The sequence below is a fragment of the Sporolactobacillus shoreae genome, assembly GCF_004684935.1.
Taxonomy (GTDB): Bacteria; Bacillota; Bacilli; order Bacillales; family Sporolactobacillaceae; genus Sporolactobacillus; species Sporolactobacillus shoreae.
Genome location: NZ_SRJD01000022.1, coordinates 27,000 through 46,179 on the forward strand (window position 1 = coordinate 27,000; position 19,180 = coordinate 46,179).

Sequence of the window (19,180 nt, forward strand, 5' to 3'; positions counted from 1 at the left end):
AATCGGTCGGAAGTTTCTCCGAATGAGGCGGAGGGAGACAAAAATATTATGGCTGTTCACTGTTATTTTAAAAAAGTCGGGACAGGGAAGGAATCCATCGTGTTTTTTCCGGCCGCCGGCTTCTCTGGAATCGAAGGAGAGATCTTTGCAGATTATTTTCATCAAGATTATCAATTATTTCTCTGCGATCTCCCCGGGTATGGAAGGAGCAGTGGGTTCGATCAATCCATTAAAACAAAAGACCTGGCCGACTGGGTTATTCAATTTTTTAATGAAGAGAAATTAGACAAAGTTCATCTGATCGGGCATTCTGTTGGCGGATTTGTCTGTCTATGTGTGGCTTATCATTATCCGGATCGCGTCAGAAGCCTGACTTTACTTGACAGCGGACATTTCAATCTGCCGCGTTTTCCTTCTGAAATGGGGAAATCTGCGGTGCTGATGCCTCTGCTCAGTCTGCTGTCCAGGATTTTTAAACGAAAAATATATCCTTTTATCGGACGTTACATCCTTCCTTCCATTGAGGACTCATCAGATACAATTGAAACACAAGAGAATTTTCTGAAGTTCTGCCGATGGATGCATTTAAATGATGCAAATCCATATGTTTCAGAAGCTTTTTTCAAAGCGGCTGTACCATTGAAACAAGCCGGTTTGCCGCTCCACATATGCTTTTATCAGGCAAGGCCCAAAAAGATGTTATCCGCCATCCGGATCCCTGTCTGTCTCTTTTATGCTTCATATGAAGGTATTGAGAAGAAAAGGGAACAATTCGAGCGGAAAAATATTAAGTCATTCTTAAATCAACCCAATATCCGCATTATCAAAGTACCCGGAGCACATTATGTCCTTTGGTCAGAGGAATCGCCGCTGCCCGAGACCGCTGAATTTATTCGCGCCGCGGGCAATTAGTGTGTAAAAATCCAGGCTAATCTACATGAAATAGAAATACAGGGCAGTTCGTATTTGTACCTCTTAACGAACTGCCCTGTATTTATCTTTACCAATTATTGAGACTTGGAAGCTCTGTCGCTTAATATACATCAAGCGTTGCGGATTTTTTGGCCAATTTTTCAAGAATGATTAAAAATAAAAAACCGATGCACATGTAGACAGCGCCGGTCACAAACTCCATGCCAATCAAATGATAAATGTGGGGAGTTATACGCCCTTCAGCAATCAATCTGCAGGCTTCTATTCCACGGGTGACAGGCAACAGATAAGAAATGTTCTGAAGAAAGAAGGGGAGCCGTTCAACCGGGAAGTTCGCTCCGCAAAAAATAAACAAGACGTACATTGATAGATTGAGCAATAAGTTCATGTCCGAGACGACAAGACCAAGACTGCCGATGAATAAACCCATTCCCATCGCGGCGAACATACTGATAAGAACCGTGATAAAAAATAAAAGGATGTTCATGTTGGTCACGTTTAAATGGAATAAAAGAACGCCGATCAAGAGTCCAAGAATGACAGATGACAGTCCGTCAAGTATATGGAAGAAGGCTCTTCCGACAAAAACGAGAAATTTGTTTGCGGGGGAAGCGATGACCAATTTTAATGTGCCAAAATGACGTTCATTATTCATGACGATCCCGACACCGAACAGCGAATTATAGACACTGAGCAGAAAACTGTTGCCAATCAGCCAAGGAGTGACGTCATCGGTATGATAAATATATTTACAAAGCAGAGTAAAAAAGATCAGCTGCATGATGGGGTTAACCACTTTGACCAACAGATACACTTTTGTATCGAGATAGCCATAGAGAGCCTTATAGGAGAGGAGAGACTGCCGGAAAAACCTGCCCATGATTCCCGTCAATTTAATGCACCCCCAATGTTCCGTCTATCCGGACACGGCGATCAATTTTCTTAAATAAGACAATCGTTAGAAGAAAATAGACAAGAATCAGAATAGAGAGGGCGATCAGATCAAAATAAAAAATCCGGATGTTTTGAATGCCGGCCATACTTTCTCTTAATAATTGTGCTGCCCAGGTGGGGGACAGAACGTATGCAATAAATTGCAGAGCCTTCGGAAGTACACTGATCGGGAAGACCAGTCCGCATAAGATGTAAATCGGGTATTCCAGACAATTCATCAGTATTCGCGCACTTCTTGAAAGGGTAAAAATTAAGCCGATGAGCAGTGAGATAGCTGTAAAAGATAAAATTGAAAGTGTGAACGCACAAAGGAATTCAGCCGGATTTTCAATATGAACTTGTAATCCGAAGAGAAACACCACACAAATAGAGCTGAGTACCATTGAAAAAAGACCAAGCAATAAATTTCCTAGAACATGGCCCAGAAAGATAAGCCTGAAGTCGCTGGGTGACACATAAATACATTCGAGCGTCCCCATATAACGCTCGCGGTCGATGTCGCCGGCTGAAGAAAAGATAATACTGCTCCAGAGATTCATTAATCCGGAACTGACCACTATATATTCTCCTGCATGGACTGGATTGGATCCCCTGAGCATCATGTAAAGCAGGAATGACAGTAGAATCGGCTGAAAAAGAATGACAAACTGAAACGTCGCTCTGGCGAAGTTTTGTCTGGCATGGACATTTAAACTCGAAAAGATGACGTTAATTATTGGTAGCACGGGAAACACCCCTTTCGATAACTTTTCTGAAAGATAATGGTAAGGGTAGCAGGAATGCTAGTGACTGATCTCAATGAGGTGATTGGCTGACATAATGGATATATACGTCTTCAAGTGTCGCTTCCCGTGTACGGACAGACAGAAGATGTCCTGTCCCAATCAGCGGGAAGAGCTGGGGAAAGACTGTTCGCGGTTCTTTGCATTGCAGGGATACTGATTCATATTGATCTGTGTGATTTGCACGAATCTGATCAATTTCTTTTATTTGGTTCAATCCCTTTAGCAGGGCATCGTCTTTTTCATTTAAATGTAACTCAATAACCGATGTATGCTCTGTTTGAGCTTTCAGATTTGCAGGAGTGTCCAGTGCAACCAGTTTTCCTTTATTAACAATAGCGACACGGCCGCAGATCTCATCAGCCTCGTACATATAGTGTGTTGTAATCAGAACGGTTTTCCCCTGCTTCGCAAGCATCTTTACAATGTTTCTCAGATCCCGCGCTCCAATGGGATCAAGGCCGATCGTCGGTTCGTCAAGAAAAATGATTTCAGGATCATTGACAAGGCACCGCGCGATTTGCAAACGCTGTTTCATTCCCTTAGAATACGTTTCTACCCGTTCATCCGCATGATCCTTCAGCCCGACAAGTTCCAGCAATTCCGGAATTCGTCTTTTCTTTATCTCGTTGCTGATATGATACAAGTCGGAAAAGTAATTGAGATTTTCTCTTCCGGTAATCCGCCAATAGAGGCTTCGTTCACCACCAAATACAAAACTGATTCTGGGCCGCAATGCTTTCGCCTGAGTCATTGGATCAAGGCCTAAAATGGAAACAGATCCACTAGTCGGCGCAAGAAGTGTCGTCAGGATCTTGATGGTCGTTGTTTTTCCTGCGCCGTTCGCTCCAAGCAAACCGAAAATTTCCCCCTTCTTAACAAAGAAGGAGAGGTTATTAACCGCACGAACGGTATGCTTTTTCTTTCTGAACACACCTTTGTGGGAGACATAGTCTCTTACCAGATTTTGAACCTCAATAATATATTCTGATTGTTTCTCCTGATCCATGGACCTCTCCCCATTTCAAGAAAATAAGATATTTATATTATAAGATAATTATCTTATAATATAAATATCTTATATGTGAGAACCACTTTTTTTCTTGAATCTACGGTATTAACCTATATGAATACAATAAGAAAAACCGGGCAAGCCCGGTTCCTAATCATTGATCCTATGTCATTGAGGTGTTGGATCAACACTACGGCTCTTCGCTTTCCGCGGGCGTCTCGCACCTCCGCTTTGAATCTCATTCAAGGCACTGTTTTATTGGACAGATTATACTTCCTTATCTTTAAAAAAAGACCTGCCTGAGGCAAGCCGTTAGCTGCAATGCTGTTTTTTTACGTATTTCTAGGAACAGGGTGGTCGAGAATCGCCTTAGAAGAAGAGGGGTTCGAGGAAAGTCCTGCTGAAATTGTCGATAATTTCGTCGGTTGTATATCCTTTTTCCTTCTTCAGGAAAATGTAAACTTTCGGGTTTATTGAGGCCATCAGCGTGTGTGCCGTAAAATCTGCGTTGACCGGTCGCGCCGCCTCCGCCCGGATCGCTTCTTCAAGAAGTGATCGAATCAATGTGTGCATGAAAACATAGGGTGGTGCCTCATAAAAATTTGTCTTTGCACTTTCACACGTTGAGGTCGAGAAGGAATGAATCGTTTCAAATAACCGCGAATGCCTCTCCAGAAAATAAAGCTGCTTTTTAAACACAGCGAAAAGTTTTTCTTTTACGGAAATCGATCCTGCATTTTCCAAATAGTGGCGCACACTATCCTGTAGATCTTGAAAGTTCTCTTTCATTAGATCCATGCAGAGATCTCCTTTGTTGGCATAACGGCGATACATGGTTCCCTGTCCGACTTTCGCGGTCTTCGCAATTTGATGCATGCTGACATTCTCAACCCCGTATTTAGAAAACAACGATTCGGTTGTTTGTAAAATTGATGCGCTAATCTTGTCGTCATCTCTCCGCAATGTATGATCTGGCATGATTCTTCTCCTTTTCAAATCCTGTTTAAGAAAAATGCTTCTTTCGAGCAGAGTTAATCAGTTGACAGGCGGACAATTGTCCGGTACTATTTTCAAGTAACGGACAATTGTCCGCAAATCATTACTCTTATTTTAAAGCCTTGTACGAATCAGGTCAATTCAGGGGGCAGCGATAAGAGACGGAGAACAAATGGAGGGCTTAGAATGTCTTTAGAAACGACCGAAAAAGAGCAGGATCAGGTCACATCATTAAAAAAATTAATCGCACCGCTTTTGGCAATTATCGTGGGTATGTTTATGGTTATTCTGGATGGAACGGCGATGAATGTTGCCCTGCCCGGCCTGGTCACTGATTTCCATAGCAAAATCTCTGTTGTTCAATGGGCGGTAACAGGGTACGCACTGGCTCAGGCGGCGGTCATCCCGCTCGCCGGATGGCTTTCCGATCGTTTCGGTGCGAAAAGGGTTTTTCTCTTTTCCGTCATGATGTTTACCATCGGGTCCGGTCTATGCGCACTGGCGTCGGGCATTGATCAGCTTATCCTTTTCAGAATTATTCAGGGACTGGGTGGCGGGATGGTCGCTCCGATCGCTATGGCCTTTACGTATCGCCTGAGCCCGCCGAATAAAGTAGGCGCCGTCATGGGGATGATCGGGATTCCGATGCTTCTCGCTCCGGCGCTGGGGCCTGTTTTATCCGGTTGGTTGGTTGATTATGCGAGTTGGCACTGGATTTTTCTGATTAATTTACCGGTTGGGGTTATTGCCATTCTGGTGGGAATTCGTACGCTGCCGAATCTTGCACGTCAATCCGTTCCCGCACTGGATTTTCTCGGGATGCTGCTTGCACCGATTGCTTTCGCCTCGATTACATATGGTGTCAGCGAAGGCGGAACGAGCTGGACTTCATTTAAGACGCTTGCCGGTTTGATTGTCGGCGCAGCAGCATTGATTCTTTTCGTCATCACTGAACTCCGGAAAAAAAAGCAGCCCCTTCTGGAGCTTCGTGTCTTCCGTTCCGGCGACTTTACACGGGGGATTATTGTACAGTGGATCACGCAGATCGCACTGTTCGGGACGATGTTTCTTATTCCGCTTTTTCTTCAGCAGGGAAAGGGGTTCAGTGCGTTTCATTCAGGATTAACGACATTGCCTCAGGCGATTGCCGCCGGTATTTTTATGCCCATCGGAGGCAGGTTATATGACCGGTTCGGCGCGAGACCCGTGGTAGCTACCGGCCTAGTGTTTGTTACCAGTTCAGCGTTCTTATTATCCGGTATTTCAGCTCAGGACGGAGCGGAGAAGCTCATTCTTCCACTGGCACTGCTCGGAGCAGGTATGGGCCTGTCGATGATGCCGCTGAATACACACATCATTCAGTCAGCACCGCAAAATATTGTCAGCAGGGTAACCTCACTGACAAATTCTGCCCAGCAGGTCATGATGTCCTTTGCAGTGGCAGGTTTGTCGACCATTCTTTCTGAACGGTTCCAGGAACATGTACAGAACGGCAGCAAGCCGCTTCAGGCACTGTCTTCATCTTTCGGCGATACATTTTTTGTACTCATGGGTATCGCCATTATCGGGATGATTCTGAGTTTCTTACTTAAGCGGCCTAAAAAGATTAAAGAAATAGATGGAAAGACGAAAGTCCCGGCAATGGCCGGACGGTAATCAAAAAAGCGTGTGACCTGTCTTTTGCAAAAACTCTGTTCATATTTAATGTTAATTTTGTTGCCCTATTGATTAGAGCGGAAGGCGCGAGACTCCTGCGGGATCAGCGAGCCAGGTGAGACCCCGCAACGAGGGTACCGAGTGAGGAGGCTCACGGATCGCCCGCGGAAAGCGAGCGCTTGGAGCGAAAAACAACAGACAAGTTTTAATAAAGCCTTTGCAAGAAAATGCTCACTTCCCAATTGGAAGCGGGCATTTTTGATTTTCATGATTCCTCGGTAAATAATTTGAGCTTTTTCATAAACGAGTCCAGTGCTTCATGATTGACGCAGAAATACTTGATCGTCCCCGATTTTTTCTCTATAACAAATCCGGCTTTCCGGAGGACTTCCAAATGATGAGAAACTGTAGCTGTCGTCAGTCCAAGATACTCAGCAAGTCGGGCTCCGTAAAGTTCCTGATGAGACAAGTGGCTGAGCAGAGTCAACCGATTGTGATCGGCCAGTGCTTTTAGCTGTTTTTCCAGGTCACGGCTTTGCTTCTGTCTATCAGTAAGCGGAGAGGCGCAACCGTAAATCACAATGCAGACATCCTTCGAAAAAACCCGCAGTCTTCGTGTACCAATAAAATAGCACGGAATAAAATTGTACAGTTTGTAGTCGCTGATTCTCCGAAAATTTTTACCCATGACAAATTGGGCCAGGTTCAATGGTCCCATCGCCATTGAGCGCACATCGTTCATGGCCCGCGAAAGTATCTTTTGAGCGGCGTCAAGCTGAGTGTGAAATGACCTTGAATGGGCAATTTCAAGTATGATTTGCGCGAATGATTCTCGGTATTTGTTCAGCTGCAGGATAAACTTTTCAAAGAATGCCCGTTTATTCTCCGTGTCCCATAAATAGTGTTCATGGCTGTTTATGTAGCTTGAAGTATTTTTAATCAAAGAAGGAGCGTCTTCAAGGCTTATTTCTTCGCCAAAAAAGTGATAAACGAAATCAGGATTGGGCAGGGCCCTCATTTGGGCAACAAATTTTTCGACATCATGGAAATACGGGCATGGCAGTAAAAAGTTCAACAAATTCCATAGATCAAACGGGGATTCATGGTACCAATCCATAAAAAAAGCTGCAGATTTTGCTGACCAGTCCCCTTTAACAGCTTGCTGTATTGTTTTCGGGTCTTCCCTTTGTTTGGAAGATAGCGATAGTGAAGAAATGATTTCAACCACTATCGATTGGAAATGGTCGGTTACTACATTCGGATAGCTGCCGGCTGAGTCATTTTTCTCAAGTGTCATCCATCATTTCCTCCTTTCAGTGAAAACAATAAGACAGATATCTAATATTATACCGTTCATGCTGCACACAATTCAATGAACCGCCTTACATACTCTTTTTTAGAAATGGAGAAACTAGATCCGGACAGATCTTAAGATGTGAGCGCTCAATAATTATACGGCGAAGGAATGATCTCAATGGACGAGAATCGAATGAATGATGATTTTTCTGAAGAAAACTCATCTCTATGGCGGGATACGGTACATTTGCCAGCTTTTAAGCCACTGGAAACCGACATTGAGACGGAGGCAGTTATTGTTGGCGGGGGGATTACCGGAATTACAGCGGCCTACCTTCTGGCAAGCGAGGGGATGAAGGTCGTCCTGATTGAGGCGGCTCAGCTAGCGAGCGGGACATCAGGTTATACGACGGCGAAAATCACCTCACAGCATGGGCTGATTTACGATGAATTGATGGCTCATTTTGGCGAAGAGAAGGCCGGACTGTACTACAGAGCGAATCATGAGGCTTTGGATTGGATCGGACAGCTGATCCAAAAACACGAGGTGCACGCCTGCTATGAAATGCAGCCAGCGATTGTTTATGCCACAACGGACAAAGAAGCCGAACTGATTGAAAAAGAAAAGGCTGCCTATGACAAGCTGGGAATCCCGGGCAGCCTGGTTTATTCCCTAGACCTGCCTTTGGCTATAAAAAATGCACTTCTGATGCCGGATCAGGCTCAGTTTCATCCTTTAATGTATCTTCATTTTATGGTCTCGGAACTCGTCAGAATGGGTGTCCCAATTTATGAAAATACGCTGGCGGCAACGATTGAAACCGGTCAGTCACCAGTCGTTCTGACAAAACAGGGATACCGGATACTCGCCCGCGATGTGCTGATCTGTTCTCACTTTCCTTTTTATGACAATCGCTTTTATTTCACCCGAATGGTTCCGGAGCGTTCCTATCTGCTTGCCTGTGAGACAGAGAGCGTTGTTCCGGGGGGCATGTATCTCAGCGCGGGAGATCCGAAGCGCTCGTTCAGAAGTTTATCTCTGTCCGGAAAAAATATGGCACTGGTCGGCGGAGAAAATCATAAAACGGGACGTGGGGAGAGTACGGAAACTCATTTTCAGAGACTAGCCGGTTTTGCGAATGCGGTACTTGGGGAAAATCGCAGGATCAGCCAGTGGTCGGCCCAGGATTATACCACGCTGGATAAAGTGCCATACATTGGAAAAATATCAGCCAGTCAGCCGCATATTCACATTGCGGCGGGATATCGGAAATGGGGAATGACCACCGGTACGCTTGCGGCGAAGCTGCTTACCGACCAGATCCTGGAACGTGAAAATCCTTACAGCGAGTTATACAATCCTTCCCGCTTTGAAGCTGATCCGATGATCAAGAACTTTTTTATTGAGAACGGTGAGATTGCCGGGCATCTGATTAAAGGAAAACTGGAGAAGAGCGGGAAATTCCTTGCGGATCTTGGCGATGATCAGGGCGCCATTGTTTCAATGAACGGCCAGAGGGCAGGCGTCTATAAAAATAAAGAAGGAAAAGTCGTGATGGTCGATACCACTTGCCCGCATTTGGGCTGCGAAGTAAACTGGAATCAGGGTGAACGGACATGGGACTGCCCCTGCCACGGTTCGCGTTTCAGCGCGGACGGAGCAGTGATTGATGGCCCCGCTCAGAAACCGCTCCGGAAAATTTATTCAGAAGAGTCAAGTGATGCCGGAGAACAAAATACTTCTTCATAAGAGAGGTGTCATCGATTGAGCATTATCGATATCATGGCGGAAGAAAAAATACAGGCAGGCCTCAGAGACGGCGTTTTTGAAAACCTTCCGGGTAAGGGAAAGCCTCAGCAATTTGAAGACCTTTCCGGTGTGCCCGAAGACCTTCGGGTAAGCTACAAAGTGCTGAAAAATGCCGGTTATCTGCCTGAGGAACTTCAAATCCGCAAAGATATGGTGACACTGAATGACTTAATCCGATGCTGCGATGATGATCATGAGCTCAGCCGTCTGACATCTGAGCTGAAAATCAAAAGGCTCAGATTCAACCAGCTGATCGAGAAGCGTTCCATACAAAAAAGCCGTTCATTCCGTGATTATCGGGACAAAATATTCAGCCGCCTGCATATGTAGCAGATAGAACAAAAAAAGGGCCGATGCCGGCTCTTTTTGTACAATATGAAAGTATTAAAGTGACCCGCAGCAAAACACATTTTTTCAGCAAAAGGGTATAAATCCGAAAGATCAAGCCAACTCGTGTTTATTCACGAAACGGTCGAAAAAAAGCGCGGATTTCCTTGGCGAGCAGTTCCGGTTCTTCAAATGCAGCAAAGTGACCTCCTCTTGATAGTTCTGCCCAGCGTTGTACGTTATACGTGCGTTCAACCCATTCACGCGGTGGACGATTCACAGGCTCCGTTGTCAAAGTGACTCCGGTCGGAACATCCACCCGTCGGTGCATTTGAGCTGACTTCTGACTGTGCCGGTGATCGTAGTATAACTGAATGGATGAATGGATTGTCTCAGTGATCCAATAGATCGTCAGATTCGTTAACAGTTCGTCTTTACTAAAACGTTGTTCGATCTCACCGTCACAATCGCTCCAGGATCTGAATTTCTCAATAATCCAAGCTGCAAGGCCTGCAGGAGAATCATTGAGACCATAAGCGAGCGTTTGAGGACGCGTTGATTGCTGATGTTCATACGCTCCTTCTTCTATTTCCCACAATTTGACTTCAGATGCATACTTCTGTTCCGCTTCTATAAGCGGTGACGCCTCCTCGTTAAGAATCGGACTGGCAAATGCCAGAATGTGAATGCCAATCATATTTTCGGGATGAAAGCGCCCGAGATGTGTCGCAACACCTGCTCCAATGTCTCCTCCATGAGCTCCGAAACGACGATATCCCAGAACATCAACCATGAGTTGTGTCCATAGGTCAGAGATGACTTTCAGTGTCATTTTCCGATGATCCGTATTCTGTGAGAAACCGTATCCAGGAAGTGATGGCACGACAACATCGAAGGTATCCGCCGCATCGCCACCATGCGATGCAGGATCAGTCAGCAAGGGAATAATCTTCGTCATTTCATAAAAGGAACTGGGCCATCCATGAGTGAGAATCAAGGGCATAGGTTTTGGACCATGGCCTTGTTCATGAATAAAATGCACCTTTAATCCTCCAATATCCGCTTTAAATTGATGAAAACCGTTCAGGTATTTTTCCTGATCGCGCCAGTTAAAATCTTTGACCCAATAGGTAATGAGCTGCCGTAAATAATCAATGTTTGTTCCGTACGCCCATTTTGCATCTTTAGGAGAACCTGGCCATCTCGTCTGCACGAGCCGCATCCTGAGATCATCGAGAACTGACTGACTGGCATGAATGTGAAAGGGCATCGATCGCATGACTTTCCCTCCTTGACTCATTTGATGTAACCTTCTAAAATGTACTTTAACAGTTTCATTGTAATGATGAGATATATGGGCTGTCAATTTTTGATGAACTAATTTTGAAGAAGGAATAATTATCATGGCCAATAAAAGTTTTGAATTTATCTCAGGAGCTGAATGCTTGGATTTAGCTAACACCATAGGAGGGGCTCGAGGTCAGACTAATGAAATCGAGTATCTTGAAAGTTATCAAGATCTTTTGAACTGGGGCCGCCTAAAAGGTTTATTAAGTGAGAGGCAAGCTGCCTCTCTAGAGTTAAAATCGAAAGATCACCAGTACGAGGCAAATGAAGTTCTAGAAAAGACGAAAGAATTGAGGAAATCTATTTACCATATTTTTTCTGCTTTTGCTTCTGGGCAGATACCTTCCGATTCGGATCTTTTGGTGATTAATAGGGAGCTCGAACACGGACTTCACCGCCAGCGTATTGTTTGGGGATCATCCGGTTATGAGTGGGGTTGGGAGGAACCAACCGAGCTCGATTCACTTCTCGCTCCTATCGCCCGCTCTGCGGCAGATCTGATCACTTCTGCTGATTTAACGCATGTTAAAGAGTGTACGAGTCCTTCTTGCAGTTGGCTCTTCGTGGATGAAACCAAGAATCAAAGCCGCCGTTGGTGTAACATGAAGACATGCGGGAACAGGAACAAACTGCAACGGTTTCGTTCCCGACAGATACGTCATGAGCAAAAGTGACTCTTCTAAAAATATTTACCGCATAGCAGCAGATTGAAATTTTAAAACAGTGTTTGCTTTGTCGTGGAATAGTACTGCATGGTGGACGGAGAATATGCCGTAACTTACAGATTGGAACTTATCATAATCGTGAAAGTTAGCGCTGAATCTTTGAGTCGCACTGAAATGATGCAAAGTCGCACCCAATTCGGCAAAAGTTGCACCTAATTTTCTGAGTTGCACCGAAACGCTTGAAGTATTACGGGATACAGTTACTTTATATGTTTCGCAGTACGTGTTTTACTTCGCTACAGCTATTACTCAGTAAAAAATTTTTTTACACAACAGAGGCACAAATATATGAGCCTTTCATTTGATCTTCATCGTGCCGCATGGTATTTTGTATATGCAAATGAAATGAGGATTGAGAATAATGTCCGAAGAGAGTCAGCTTTTGACCCGTTGCCTTTATTTCACTGCCAGCCGATTTGCCCGCAACATCACGAAATTAGCAGAAAAAGCGTTTGATGCTGATGATCTCGCGCCGACTTACCTGTACTTGATCATGACTGTCAGATTCCATCCGAACATTACACAGAAAGAACTGTGCCGCAGATTGTCCATTGCGCCTTCAACGAGTACGCGTTTTATCGATAAACTTGAAGGGCGAAAACTCGTCACACGAACGGCAGGCGGAAAGGAAACATATATCGCTCTGACAGATGAAGGAGAAAAAGTCTACACGCGTTTTCGGCAATCTCTTGAAGTTCTTTTTGAACGTTATTCTGAGATCTTAGGTCGCGAGTTCAGCGCGGATTTGAGCAAGATGCTTCATGAAGCGAGCAATAAACTGGAACAGAACCCATAATTTTTTTTGCTCTTCATTTGCATATACAAACATTAAATAAGGAGGATTCATTTTGTAGCATTCGATGATTTAAATGATCAATATCGACCAGTCACCTTGCCTGCAATCAGAATGTGAAATTAAGGTTGAGAAGAGAGGATTCTTGAAGAATGAAAATACTGGATATCGTCGTTCATCCCCACTTGGAACAGTCCGTGATCAACAAAGCATGGATGAATCGGTTACAACAAGAATCGGACATCACTATACATGACCTGTACGGCACGTATCCGAACGGAATCATCGATGTGAAAAAAGAACAGCAGCTTCTATTGGAGCATGACCGGATCGTTTTTCAGTTCCCAATGTATTGGTACAGCAGCCCTTCATTGCTCAAAGAGTGGCTGGATGTAGTGCTTACACATGGCTGGGCTTATGGATCTAAAGGAACGAAATTAAGAGGAAAAGACTTTATACTAGCTATATCAATTGGTGGGCCGGGAGTTCATTATCAGGCAGGCGGTTCAAACCAATTCACCATCAGCGAGCTCATCAAGCCTTTCCAGGCGACTGCAAACCTGATTGGCATGCGCTTCCTCCCTGTTTTTAAGAAACTGGGTGTCAACCAGTTCTCAAATAAAGAAACGCAACAAAGTGCGGAAGAATTAGTCACGTATCTTAAAGCAGAATATTAATCCGTCCTGCTTCAAAAAGAGAATGGATTTGATCTTTTTGGGTCGACCGAATTCCTTTTTTCGAAAACTGTTATCTGTTTGTAGATAACGGGTGTGCCGTATCCCTAAAAAAAAGTGACATAAGCCTACCTTGTGTCACTTTTTTCTTACGATCAGAAAGCAAAAAATTCAGTGAAAAATCGAATAAATGCAACGAAACACTATTCTTAAACATGGTCATAATTAAAGAAAGTATGCTTGTTTTACAGACACTGAAGTTGGATTTTTAATGATCTCTGATTCCGGATGTCATTTCAAAAAAAATTATTGGACAGTACGTATTTTACGGGGCAGCTGAAAAACGAACCAAATGTACTGCCGCTTGGGAAGAAGACGTAAAGAAGCCTGAATTGTTTTACCGGTCAATTTTTCCATAGATCAAGCAGCGGTCCCTTATTGCCATAAACCGGGTCTTCACTGGGCTTCCCGATTTTTGATATGTTTTTCTTTAGCTGAGGTGTTTCTTTCGTCTGTGTATCATAGGAACGGCCGTCCGGGTAGCCGCCGACAACGGAGAAATCCCTGCTCGCCGAAATCCGTTTGTGTCCGGTTCCGGCCGGAAGGACAACGACATCGCCCGCTGTTACTTTGACAATTTTTCCTTTTGGTCCGCCAAGCTGAACTTCGCCATGCCCTGCGGCAATACCCAGTACTTCATGAGATGTGCTGTGGAAGTGGTGGAAGTCGAAGATTCCATCGACCCAATTGTTTCCCCAATTGTTTTGTTCAAACTTTTTAATGATCTGCTCAGCATCCAGGCCCTTGACAGCTCCGTGATAAAGCAGAACAGGATATTTCGGATTGTTTGGAATCGTCCCGTCGTCTTTGAAATTCAGCGTTGTGACATAAGCAAAATATTGATCAGATGAGGAATCACTATTGGATTGGCCCGAGGATCCTTGATGGTTGGAATCTGCGCTTGCGGGATGAGAGCTTACTCCCTCAGACAGGTCGCCGCATGCCGACAGGGCAAATACAAGCGGAGCCATCCAGGCGATCCGCAAAAATTTTATCACTGAAATCACTCCTCCTCGCACTGTTGGAAAAAATTTTCTTTTCTGTCATTATAGCATCGTTGCAACTGGCATTCTAAATAATAGGCTAAAGATTATTATTGTTTGTCCGATATAAATAGTAGACAGTCTTTATTCATTTCTCAAAGAATTTTTGGTGGATTCTCGAGACTAGGGTAAAGTGCATCATTTGCTTGATTTTTTTCTGATGGAAGATTATAGTAATCTCGTAGTTTGATCCATAGTCTTGTAATTTAACAGGTATCTTTAGAAAAATCTCGTTTTTCTAAAGGGCAAAGCTGCTGAAAGGCAGTGACGCAAAGTCACAGATCTAAGGCGATTTATCGCTATGATGGCTGGGCCGCCGTATTTTTGCACTCATTGTGAGTTGAAAACGTAAATGGAGGGGGATTTTTTATTATGCGTTTTTTTAAACGCCTGTTCTTTGTCTTAGTTGTGCTGAGTGTTGGCTTTGCCTCTGTTTCTCTCCTCAATGGCTCTCGCGCGCAAGCTGATAATTCAGGCAAATCGCCGGCCGCTGTGAAAACAGTCGCGGCTAAAAGCAATGTCGTCAGCGGTGTTGAGAGCAAAACGCTTAAGAAGCAGCCCGTGAAAAAGGCTGTGAAGAAAGCGGCACCGAAGAAAAAAACCACCTCAAAAAAGAGGGCAGTTCCCAAAAAGGTTACATATAAGAAAGCAGTGAAAAAACCTGTTAAAAAAGCGCCGGTGAAAAAGTCGGTCGCTCATAAGACGGTGGCAACCAAAAAACCTGTCGCCAAAAAAGTGGTCTATAATGCCGCTCCAAGGGCAACGCTTAGCGCAGGTGTTCAGCTGAACAGCTCCGTTGAGCAGCAGATTGTCAGTCTGATCAATCAGCAGCGAACAAGCAGAGGGCTGAGCCCGCTGCAGGTGAGAAGCGATCTCGCCAATTTTGCCAGCCAATGGAGTTTACAGCAATACACTAATGGCACGATGTCGCACGGGATGCTGGGTTTCACTTACAGCACGGTCGGCGGCCAGAATGTGGCTTATGCTTCAGGTGATGTCAGCTACTATGGCTGGCCAGCAATCTGGAGTGCTTCGGCGACAGTGAATGGTTGGATGAATTCTCCGGAACATCGGGCGAATATCCTGAAAGCAAGCTATAAATACACGGGTGTTGGTGTTGCATACGGCCAAAAAGGCGCAACCGGCTGGGTATTCTATACGCAGGATTTTGCGAACTGATTAGAGTTAAGTGATTTGTTAAATTGTGATCCCCCCCAATAATATATAGAAGAGGCGCAGCCGGTAATCGGCTGCGTCTCTTCACGCAAAGGTCTCGTTTTTACTTACTTATTGATCCAGTCCGGTATAGACGACCACAGCGTCGCGCAGAAGCTTCGCCGCGCTTTTACCGGCACGGCTGTCGTAATATTCAGTGAAGCGCGGATCTTCAACATACATTCGGGCGAGACCCGCGTGGGCTTCTTTAGTGTATGAAGTCCAGAAATAGCTGAGCCACTGTTTGTGGAGACCAGCAGCTTTCTGCGCAGGTTCGCTTTCAGGATCCGCCCCGTGAAGCATGGCCTTTTCCAGTTCAGAAAACATTTCCTCCTGGATCTTTTCTGACTGTTTGTACGCTTCCTTACTCAGACTTCCAAATTTTTTATAGAATTCATTGACTGCTTCTTCCCCATATTTTTCACGTATTTCTTTGCCGTATTTTTTTTCGTTTACATCGATCATATCTTTCTTAAAACCTTCAAATTTTTCATGATCAGTCATCGCAATCTCTCCTTTTTTAGAGGCCAGCGTTTTCTCGACTGTCGCGATCAGTCGGTTCAGACGCTCTTTTTCCTCTAATAAATTATGGTACTGGTCGGTCAGGGACTGCACGATGTTGAAATCATCCGAATGGATGATTTGCCGGATGTCTTTCAGACTGAACCCGAGTTCCCGATAAAAGAGGATCTGCTGCAGCAGATCAACCTGCTTGTCACCGTAGATCCGATAGCCTGAATCATTAATTCGTTCCGGATGAAGCAAATTCATTTTATCGTAGAAGCGCAGGGTACGCGAGCTTACACCGGCTACGTCGCTGAGCTGCTTGACTGTGTAGTTCATCTCATTTCCCCCTGACACTTTTAATCTTATACCTTAACGTTACGTCAATCTCAAGTTTTTTTATAAAAAATGTGGAGCTCAGAAACCTTGGAAAAAATTTTCATTGTTTGAGCAAGATCATTGAATGTCCTGAGAAAATTTTCTAAAATAATGAGGAACGGTAAGAACATGTTATCGCTTTTTGTGTTGCCCGTGTACAGCCCGACTGATAGAAGATTAGAAAAGCTGCAAACGGAGAATATAACTACAAAAGGTTTTGAGGAGGATTTTCAAAAATGGCAAAGAAGATTGCAGCAGTACTGGCCGATGATTTCGAAGATGTTGAATTCACCGGACCGGCGAAAGCTTATGAGGAAGCCGGACACACCGTTGTCGTAATCGGCAAGGAAAAAGGTGCGACGATTTCCGGCAAACATGGCGCCAAGGTAACGGCTGACGCATCCATTGATGAAGTCAAACCGGAGGATTTCGATGCGCTCCTGATCGCGGGCGGTTATTCTCCTGATAACCTGAGAGATGACGACCGTTTCGTTACCTTCACCAAAGCATTTATGGATAAAGACAAGGGCGTTTTTGCGATCTGCCACGGCCCTCAGCTGCTGATCACTGCTGAATCGGTTAAGAATCGTGACATTACTGGTTACAAGTCGATCGCCGTTGATTTGAAAAACGCAGGCGGCAATTATAAGGATGAAGAAGTCGTTGTCAGCGACAAACTGGTCACAAGCCGTACACCTGATGACATTCCGGCTTTTAATCGTGAAAGCTTGAAGGTTCTCGCTTAAGGCATTACGATTTTAATAGAACGAACAGAGCCGCCGTCCGGCATTTGGACGGCGGCTCTGTTTTTACCAGAGAAAAATGAGCGAATACCGATAAATCGTGATGAATGTCGATAAAAACGCGCGAATGCTGATAAATTGTGATGAATCTCGATAAAAACGCGCGAATGTCGATAAATCGTACTGAAGACTGATAAAAAATCGGCATAAGAAAAAATAAAGTTAAGATGACTTCGAACCGAAAGAGAATCAATCAGCAATCATTTGATTGGCCAGATCAGTCAGTTCCGTTTTCATTTTTGAAGGATTGAGACCTGGGTCCTGCAAAGCGATGCTATAATTAACGCCTGCTTTTCTAAATACAATCCCTTGTGCTCCATACAATCCCTTGACTCTGTTGTTAAGTTGAACAGGTTGGTTTGGTCCTACATATTCTGCGTTATGATTATTCGCAGAAACCGTTAAGGAATCTCTCAGATCTTTTGAGAAAGCCGTAAACTTGACATCAATTTCTTTGCCGTTATGTTTAAAATCTTCGATCGAAATATTGGTAAAACCCTTTGAAGAAAAAGGCAATTTTTGAGGTACTGTCATTTTAAATGGCAAGGCTCTGAGCGCAGTCTCTGCGGAACGGGCGGTGTAGTTAAGCGGGATACCGTCACGCTGGCTCTTTGTCAGAACATCCAAACCGACCGACTTTTCCTTTTCCAGCTGCGAGGTATCCAGTTTCGTCGGCTGTGCCGCGCTGCTTTGGCAGCCTGTGAAGGCGAACATGATGATTAATAAAAGGAAAATAATTTTCACGTTTTTCATAGCTTTTCTCCTTTAATCGTCTGATCTTCTATCAAGCACCGATCATCAGATTCGAATGATGATTGGTTTTCCGAAGCAGTAGGCGGGCGATTTTTAGGTTGGTCTCTTCGTTAAGGTCAATCCATTGCCGGGTTTTTGGATTAAGATGTTCGTGTGGAAGAATGGGCCAACCGCCGCAAACATCCACACTTTCAATAGCTTTTCCGGTTAAAAGGAGTTGCGCAATTCCGTGGAATTTATCGAATGTCAGCTTTCCTTGGCTCCAGTTTGTTTTGGCGTATTTGGGTGAAAAAACATCTTTATCAATGCTGATCTGGACATGATCCGTCGGTATGAGCGACATCAGTGTTTGGTTTGAAGGCAGCTGCTCATCAGGAAAAATGACGGTGCGGCGCCGGATGGGGTCGGGGACCGACCGAACCGTAAGCGGATGAGGGCCGATCATGATCACTTTTTTTAAATTGGGAATTCCGGTGATCGCGTGATGAACCCAGGAACCGCACGATAAAAGTGAACCGATCTGCCCTTCATTCAGATCCGTATGATGATCAAACAGAATTAAAGTAAATGGTTCTTGGATTTCACGCATTAAGGCGAGTGCCACATAATGGTAATTTCCGCTGCCGATGAAGGTAAGCCCTTTATCGGGCAGATCAGAAAATTTTTCACAGATCGACTGAAAGGCTTGCGGCGAGCAATAAAGGCTGGTTCCCCGCAGTCCGGTAAAATCAATCTGCTGATGCGGCAATGCCTGGGTCAGTTTTTTCTGATGTTCATAGGTTCTGTCGAAGTTTAAAAAAGTAATTCTGTGATGCAGCAATGGCATGACATTCACCTCTGATTCAATCGCTGTCCGCAGAATGGTCCCAAAGTTGAATAAAAGTCAGTTAATCGCTTTCAATCTTTATTTTACCGCTTGTTCTGAAAAAGACAAATGAAATTAGTATTGATGGATCCGCTTGGTTCTCCAATTTTTCAAAATTTCTATGGATCCTGAATTATTCATAGAACGAGTTTTTTCCGTTCCTGAGCGGAGATTTCTCGAAAAATCAAGCCATTTTTGACACGTCCAGATTCAAAATGAATCGGCTCATCAAAGTTTCGGCAATTGACATACGT

19 protein-coding genes and 1 riboswitch are annotated in these 19,180 nt (G+C 44.4%); of the genes, 9 read left to right on the top strand and 10 right to left on the bottom strand.

All coding sequences use genetic code 11. The features are described 5' to 3' along the window. The first annotated feature begins 48 nt into the window (after positions 1-48). A complete protein-coding gene (locus tag E4665_RS14950; protein WP_167815221.1) occupies positions 49-912 on the top strand; it encodes an alpha/beta hydrolase in 864 nt (287 codons plus the stop codon). A 121-nt stretch (positions 913-1,033) separates the two neighbouring features. Here the strand turns inward: E4665_RS14950 and E4665_RS14955 are convergent, their stop codons facing one another. The 4 genes from E4665_RS14955 to E4665_RS14970 form a co-directional block, all read right to left on the bottom strand. Then, the gene (locus E4665_RS14955; RefSeq protein WP_135349604.1) at positions 1,034-1,825 is read right to left on the bottom strand and encodes an ABC transporter permease; all 792 of its coding nucleotides are present in this window, start codon (positions 1,823-1,825) and stop codon (positions 1,034-1,036) included. A 1-nt stretch (position 1,826) separates the two neighbouring features. Next, positions 1,827-2,612: an ABC transporter permease gene (locus tag E4665_RS14960; protein WP_167815222.1), complete on the bottom strand. Its 786-nt coding sequence runs from the start codon at positions 2,610-2,612 to the stop codon at positions 1,827-1,829. Positions 2,613-2,682: 70 nt separating this feature from the next. Then, on the bottom strand, positions 2,683-3,678 hold the full coding sequence (locus E4665_RS14965; RefSeq protein WP_135349606.1) for an ABC transporter ATP-binding protein: 996 nt from the start codon (positions 3,676-3,678) through the stop codon (positions 2,683-2,685). 372 nt (positions 3,679-4,050) lie between these two features. Next, complete coding sequence (locus E4665_RS14970; protein ID WP_135349607.1) at positions 4,051-4,659, bottom strand: TetR/AcrR family transcriptional regulator; 609 nt, start codon at positions 4,657-4,659, stop codon at positions 4,051-4,053. A 204-nt stretch (positions 4,660-4,863) separates the two neighbouring features. On the opposite strand from E4665_RS14970, the gene E4665_RS14975 reads away from it, so the two are divergent. After that, positions 4,864-6,333, top strand: coding sequence for an MDR family MFS transporter (locus tag E4665_RS14975; RefSeq protein WP_135349608.1), 1,470 nt, complete (start codon positions 4,864-4,866; stop codon positions 6,331-6,333). A 265-nt stretch (positions 6,334-6,598) separates the two neighbouring features. On the opposite strand, the gene E4665_RS14980 is transcribed toward E4665_RS14975, so the two are convergent. After that, a complete protein-coding gene (locus tag E4665_RS14980; protein ID WP_135349609.1) occupies positions 6,599-7,630 on the bottom strand; it encodes an ArsR/SmtB family transcription factor in 1,032 nt (343 codons plus the stop codon). Between the two features lie 177 nt (positions 7,631-7,807). Here E4665_RS14980 and E4665_RS14985 point away from each other — a divergent pair, with 177 nt between their 5' ends. Further along, positions 7,808-9,379, top strand: a complete 1,572-nt coding sequence (locus E4665_RS14985) for an FAD-dependent oxidoreductase (RefSeq protein ID WP_135349610.1) — start codon at positions 7,808-7,810, stop codon at positions 9,377-9,379. 33 nt (positions 9,380-9,412) lie between these two features. After that, on the top strand, positions 9,413-9,769 hold the full coding sequence (locus E4665_RS14990) for a DnaJ family domain-containing protein (protein WP_174845497.1): 357 nt from the start codon (positions 9,413-9,415) through the stop codon (positions 9,767-9,769). 127 nt (positions 9,770-9,896) lie between these two features. On the opposite strand, the gene E4665_RS14995 is transcribed toward E4665_RS14990, so the two are convergent. Beyond that, positions 9,897-11,045, bottom strand: a complete 1,149-nt coding sequence (locus E4665_RS14995) for an epoxide hydrolase family protein (RefSeq protein WP_135349612.1) — start codon at positions 11,043-11,045, stop codon at positions 9,897-9,899. A 124-nt stretch (positions 11,046-11,169) separates the two neighbouring features. Between E4665_RS14995 and E4665_RS15000 the strand changes: the two genes are divergently transcribed. From E4665_RS15000 to E4665_RS15010, 3 genes are all read left to right on the top strand, one after another. Next, complete coding sequence (locus E4665_RS15000; protein WP_135349613.1) at positions 11,170-11,787, top strand: CGNR zinc finger domain-containing protein; 618 nt, start codon at positions 11,170-11,172, stop codon at positions 11,785-11,787. A gap of 412 nt (positions 11,788-12,199) precedes the next feature. Continuing rightward, positions 12,200-12,634 carry a MarR family winged helix-turn-helix transcriptional regulator gene (locus tag E4665_RS15005; protein ID WP_135349614.1) on the top strand — a complete coding sequence of 145 codons (435 nt, stop codon included), beginning with the start codon at positions 12,200-12,202 and terminating at the stop codon, positions 12,632-12,634. A gap of 149 nt (positions 12,635-12,783) precedes the next feature. Continuing rightward, on the top strand, positions 12,784-13,308 hold the full coding sequence (locus E4665_RS15010; protein WP_135349615.1) for an NAD(P)H-dependent oxidoreductase: 525 nt from the start codon (positions 12,784-12,786) through the stop codon (positions 13,306-13,308). A 401-nt stretch (positions 13,309-13,709) separates the two neighbouring features. Here E4665_RS15010 and E4665_RS15015 read toward each other — a convergent pair whose 3' ends face one another. Then, positions 13,710-14,363: a hypothetical protein gene (locus E4665_RS15015; RefSeq protein WP_135349616.1), complete on the bottom strand. Its 654-nt coding sequence runs from the start codon at positions 14,361-14,363 to the stop codon at positions 13,710-13,712. Positions 14,364-14,642: 279 nt separating this feature from the next. Further along, positions 14,643-14,729: riboswitch (cyclic di-GMP riboswitch) on the top strand. A 51-nt stretch (positions 14,730-14,780) separates the two neighbouring features. Between E4665_RS15015 and E4665_RS15020 the strand changes: the two genes are divergently transcribed. Then, positions 14,781-15,587 (top strand): CAP domain-containing protein, encoded by an 807-nt coding sequence (locus E4665_RS15020; RefSeq protein ID WP_135349617.1) that lies wholly within the window; start codon positions 14,781-14,783, stop codon positions 15,585-15,587. 108 nt (positions 15,588-15,695) lie between these two features. On the opposite strand, the gene E4665_RS15025 is transcribed toward E4665_RS15020, so the two are convergent. Then, a complete protein-coding gene (locus E4665_RS15025) occupies positions 15,696-16,466 on the bottom strand; it encodes a MerR family transcriptional regulator (protein WP_135349618.1) in 771 nt (256 codons plus the stop codon). Positions 16,467-16,741: 275 nt separating this feature from the next. On the opposite strand from E4665_RS15025, the gene E4665_RS15030 reads away from it, so the two are divergent. After that, on the top strand, positions 16,742-17,251 hold the full coding sequence (locus tag E4665_RS15030) for a type 1 glutamine amidotransferase domain-containing protein (protein WP_135349619.1): 510 nt from the start codon (positions 16,742-16,744) through the stop codon (positions 17,249-17,251). A 246-nt stretch (positions 17,252-17,497) separates the two neighbouring features. Here the strand turns inward: E4665_RS15030 and E4665_RS15035 are convergent, their stop codons facing one another. After that, positions 17,498-18,061 carry a hypothetical protein gene (locus E4665_RS15035; protein ID WP_135349620.1) on the bottom strand — a complete coding sequence of 188 codons (564 nt, stop codon included), beginning with the start codon at positions 18,059-18,061 and terminating at the stop codon, positions 17,498-17,500. 31 nt (positions 18,062-18,092) lie between these two features. Next, entirely contained in the window at positions 18,093-18,887 is a 795-nt protein-coding gene (locus E4665_RS15040) for an arginase family protein (protein ID WP_135349621.1), read from the bottom strand. Between the last annotated feature and the right edge of the window lie 293 nt (positions 18,888-19,180).

Bases quoted from the DNA above. Each gene is read 5' to 3' on its own strand.
- E4665_RS14950 (WP_167815221.1), top strand. From the start codon at position 49: ATGGCTGTTCACTGTTATTTTAAAAAAGTCGGGACAGGGAAGGAATCC.
- E4665_RS14965 (WP_135349606.1), bottom strand. From the start codon at position 3,678: ATGGATCAGGAGAAACAATCAGAATATATTATTGAGGTTCAAAATCTG.
- E4665_RS14970 (WP_135349607.1), bottom strand. From the start codon at position 4,659: ATGCCAGATCATACATTGCGGAGAGATGACGACAAGATTAGCGCATCA.
- E4665_RS14975 (WP_135349608.1), top strand. From the start codon at position 4,864: ATGTCTTTAGAAACGACCGAAAAAGAGCAGGATCAGGTCACATCATTA.
- E4665_RS14980 (WP_135349609.1), bottom strand. From the start codon at position 7,630: ATGACACTTGAGAAAAATGACTCAGCCGGCAGCTATCCGAATGTAGTA.
- E4665_RS14985 (WP_135349610.1), top strand. From the start codon at position 7,808: ATGGACGAGAATCGAATGAATGATGATTTTTCTGAAGAAAACTCATCT.
- E4665_RS14990 (WP_174845497.1), top strand. From the start codon at position 9,413: ATGGCGGAAGAAAAAATACAGGCAGGCCTCAGAGACGGCGTTTTTGAA.
- E4665_RS14995 (WP_135349612.1), bottom strand. From the start codon at position 11,045: ATGCGATCGATGCCCTTTCACATTCATGCCAGTCAGTCAGTTCTCGAT.
- E4665_RS15000 (WP_135349613.1), top strand. From the start codon at position 11,170: ATGGCCAATAAAAGTTTTGAATTTATCTCAGGAGCTGAATGCTTGGAT.
- E4665_RS15005 (WP_135349614.1), top strand. From the start codon at position 12,200: ATGTCCGAAGAGAGTCAGCTTTTGACCCGTTGCCTTTATTTCACTGCC.
- E4665_RS15010 (WP_135349615.1), top strand. From the start codon at position 12,784: ATGAAAATACTGGATATCGTCGTTCATCCCCACTTGGAACAGTCCGTG.
- E4665_RS15020 (WP_135349617.1), top strand. From the start codon at position 14,781: ATGCGTTTTTTTAAACGCCTGTTCTTTGTCTTAGTTGTGCTGAGTGTT.
- E4665_RS15025 (WP_135349618.1), bottom strand. From the start codon at position 16,466: ATGAACTACACAGTCAAGCAGCTCAGCGACGTAGCCGGTGTAAGCTCG.
- E4665_RS15030 (WP_135349619.1), top strand. From the start codon at position 16,742: ATGGCAAAGAAGATTGCAGCAGTACTGGCCGATGATTTCGAAGATGTT.
- E4665_RS15035 (WP_135349620.1), bottom strand. From the start codon at position 18,061: ATGAAAAACGTGAAAATTATTTTCCTTTTATTAATCATCATGTTCGCC.
- E4665_RS15040 (WP_135349621.1), bottom strand. From the start codon at position 18,887: ATGCCATTGCTGCATCACAGAATTACTTTTTTAAACTTCGACAGAACC.